Source organism: Pseudomonas onubensis (assembly GCF_965653655.1).
In the GTDB taxonomy this organism is placed as follows: Bacteria; Pseudomonadota; Gammaproteobacteria; order Pseudomonadales; family Pseudomonadaceae; genus Aquipseudomonas.
In genome coordinates this window covers 1-2,131 of the sequence record NZ_CBFHAZ010000199.1, presented here as the reverse complement: position 1 = coordinate 2,131, position 2,131 = coordinate 1, and the positions used below count along the sequence as shown (strand labels likewise).

Here is a 2,131-nt window from a genome sequence, read left to right as displayed (position 1 = left end):
TCGCCCCAACACTCGGTGCCTCGCTATGGCTCGGCATGCCCGCAATCCGCCAGTGATTTGGGGGGTCGCCGCGATGGGCCATCCTTGGCCCAGCGCGGCTAAACCGGCATCCCTGCCGGTTTACCCCCCAAATCCCTGTCGAATTGCGGCCATCGTGTTTAACGGGGCGATTTCAGATCAAGATCACGATCAAAAGCGCAGATCAAAAGACCGCTGACTTCGCCAGCGAAAAGGATGTAAGGGCCGGAGCAACAGCAACAGCAGAGCCATACTCGGTCAAAGGTGGGAGCTGGCTTGCCTGCGATAGTATCAACTCCGTGTACCTGACACACCGAAGTGTCTGCATCGCAGCGATGCGGCGACCCGACAAGCCCGCTCCCACATTTAGACCGCGTTGCATCAGGTAGATAGGCTTTTGCTTTGCACTTGATCTGGCTCTTGCTTCAACCACTCAGGTCGGCTTTCAGGCCCCCGGTGTCAGGGTAGTTGTCGTGTCCCCCGCTTTTTGAAAAGCATTCCGGGGGCGGCAAGAGTATGGTCATGCCTTTCTATTCAGAAGAACGTAAAGCTGCGCTGCTGAAAATGATGCTTCCGCCCCTGAGCCTCTCGGCGGCGGAGGTCGCTCGGCGCGAAGGTTGCAGCGATATGTCTCTCCATTATTGGCGCAAACAAGCTGCCGCCAGAGGAACGCAATTGTCCGATGCCAAGCAACCGGCCGAAAATTGGTCAGCCGAATCCAAGCTGGCGATCATCATAGAAACAGGTTCGCTATCGGAACTGGAGATCGGTGAGTACTGCCGACGAAAAGGTATTTTTCCCGAGCAAATAACCGATTGGCGCAACGCTTTTATTGCCGGCAGCACGAAACAGTCAACCGCGAAAACTGCAAGCTCCGGACAGTCACGGGATGATAAAAATCGTATCCGTGAACTTGAACGTGAGTTGCGCCGCAAAGATGCAGCCCTGGCTGAAACAGCGGCCTTACTGGTGCTACGAAAAAAGCTCAATGCCTACTGGGGGAGCGACGACGAGGCCACCTGACCTTGTTGCCAGAACGGTATTTACTCGTTGATTGGCTTAATGAAGCCATTCTGGCGGGCGCCCGCAGGGCGCCTGCTTGTCAGGAGGTCGGCATTTCACTGAGGACGCTGCAACGCTGGAGCTTGCCGCAAGAACTCTTGGCAGATGGACGCACGACGACGCTTAGGCCGATACCGAACAACGCGCTCAGTGAGCTTGAACGACAAGGCATCGTGACGCTGTGCAACAGCAAAGCCTATGCGCACCTTCCGCCAAGCCAGATCGTGCCGCAATTGGCCGATGAAGGAAGATATGTAGCCTCGGAGGCGACTTTTTATCGGGTGCTGCATGCGGCAGGTCAGCAGCATCACCGATCCAGAGCCAAGCGACCGCATCGCCATGAGGCACCGACCACTTACGCAGCGACTTCAGCTAATCAGGTGTGGTCATGGGACATCACCTACCTGCCGTCCCCGGTTCGCGGGAAATTTTACTACCTCTATCTGATCGAAGACATCTACAGCCGAAAAGCCGTGGGCTGGGAAGTTTATGAAGCCGAGAGCGGGGAAAAGGCGGCAGCGTTGCTGCAACGAAGCGTGACTCAGGAGAAGTGTTGGCGCCAGCCGCTGGTGCTTCACTCAGACAATGGTGCACCAATGAAATCGGTGACGTTACTGACCAAGATGTATGACCTGGGCATCACGCCGTCTCGCGGTCGACCACGGGTTAGCAACGACAACCCGTACTCGGAATCATTGTTCAGGACACTGAAATACTGCCCGCAGTGGCCACAGGCAGGGTTTACCAGCCTGGATGATGCGCGTATCTGGGTGAGGAATTTTATGACCTGGTACAACACCGTGCACCGCCATAGCCGGATCCGCTTCGTAACACCGGCTCAACGTCATGAAGGAAAAGACCGAGAAATCTTGGCTCGTCGAGATGCGATATACCGGCAGGCCAGAGAGAAAAGACCGGAACGATGGTCAGGAGAGACACGCAACTGGAACCCTATCGGGACGGTGTATCTGAACCCTGAAAGGGAGCTGACCGTGGTAATAAAAATCGCGTAGCGCGACGGTGGACGCGACAACTACCTTGAAAAACGCCG

General features: G+C 56.0%; 1 protein-coding gene. It reads left to right on the top strand.

Annotation, left to right across the window (positions count from 1 at the left end):
* Positions 1-540 precede the first annotated feature (540 nt).
* Positions 541-2,093, top strand: a protein-coding gene (locus ACTD9P_RS29515; RefSeq protein ID WP_193791350.1) for an IS3 family transposase whose coding sequence is annotated in 2 segments (ribosomal slippage) — positions 541-1,003 and positions 1,003-2,093 — 1,554 coding nt in all. Because the reading frame shifts where the segments join, the coding sequence is not laid out codon by codon here.
* Positions 2,094-2,131 lie beyond the last annotated feature (38 nt).